The 1466-nt window shown below is 36.4% G+C and carries 2 protein-coding genes; both read right to left on the bottom strand.

Annotation, left to right across the window (positions count from 1 at the left end):
• Window positions 1-480 precede the first annotated feature (480 nt).
• Window positions 481-1215, bottom strand: a complete 735-nt coding sequence (locus AC1UFB_RS16730) for a DsbA family oxidoreductase (RefSeq protein ID WP_025910941.1) — start codon at window positions 1213-1215, stop codon at window positions 481-483.
• 70 nt (window positions 1216-1285) lie between these two features.
• A partial coding sequence (locus AC1UFB_RS16725) for a hypothetical protein (protein WP_482589524.1) occupies window positions 1286-1466 on the bottom strand: 181 nt, incomplete at its 5' end.

Genomic DNA, 1466 nt, shown 5'->3' with positions numbered 1-1466 from the left:
CCATTATAAAGGACTTTTTGTTTGCCTAAAATAATAAAATTGAAGATTTTGAGTCTTTTTAATAGTTAATTTAAATTAATGCAACACTAGTGTCCTTTTCCCAATTGTCCCACTTACACATTACCAAAATATCCAATTTATTTCTATTGTCAATATTGTGAAATCTAAGCTCACTTCTTGAAGGAATGCTACACATTTGTTTAATTTTAACAATTCACTATTTATAACGCTACCTTTATCTTTGCGTTAATTCAAAATGCAAACTGGATCACCTTTCAATTTGATGATACTGAATATACACTTACAAAAAAGGAGTTGGAAAGCTGGTATACTCAACAACTAAGCGATTTCTCCAGTGAACAGTCACTAAAAGAGTTAGCTACAGATTATCTAAACGACGAAGAAAAAGTGAATAAATTATTCCATTAAAAAAGGAGGAGCTTAAGCTCTCTCCTTTTTTCTTACGATATAACTTACTAGTTATTGTTCATCTTTTGATGGAACGGCACAGTTCCCATCCACGCAGGCTGCATCTACAGAGCTATCCCCAGATAAATCCTGCAGTTTAGGAGCTGGGTTTTCTTCTGCCCATACTTTTTCAAGAGCACTTGTGAACGTTTCTTTTGGCTGTGCGCCTGAAATAGCATACTTTTGATTAATGACAAAAAACGGAACACCCGTTACGCCGTATTGTTGCGCTAAACTTTCATCAATACGGACATCATTTGAGTACGACGTTTTATCTTCCAGAACGGCTAGTGCTTCTGAGCGATCTAAGCCCGCTTCTTCCGCTACGCTTACAAGAACCTCACGATCACCAAGATTTTTTGATTCTGTAAAATACGCATAGAGTAATTTTTCAGTAATTACTTCTTCTTGACCTTTTGTTTTAGCAAACTTTGCTAAGCGATGCGCATCAAAGGTATTCGTCGGCTTCATATTATCAAAATTAAACGTTAGTCCAACGCTTTTAGCCTGCTGGCCGATACCTTCATTTGCCTGCTGCGCTTGTTCAATCGTCATGCCATACTTTTTCGCTAACGCTTCATTAATGGTTTGACCTGTATTTAGTGGCGCATTTTGATCAAGTTCAAAGCTTTTAAACTCCACTTCAACATCATCTTTATGCGGAAACTGCGCAAGGGCATCCTCTAAACGACGTTTTCCAATATAACAAAATGGGCAAACAAAGTCCGACCATACTTCAATTTTCATAACTCGCACCTCTTCAATTCAAGATATTTGTTATCATACCATATGACTGAAGAAACTCTTAATAAGATGCTCAATGTTGGCGCTTAAATATGGTAAGGTAAAATCGTTTTCGCTCAACTTCTTGCACGTGTAGTTCATGAATGGTTTTTACCACATAATCATTTACGTAAATCATATTTGTTCCTCCCTCTATAAATGTTGATTTATCAACGGTTTGAGCCGTTGGTGGGGTGTCAAAAAAATATTTTTCG

Source organism: Priestia sp. KCTC 13724 (assembly GCF_056820425.1).
Note: the sequence above shows the minus strand (reverse complement) of the source record. Positions and strands in the feature narration are given on the sequence as shown.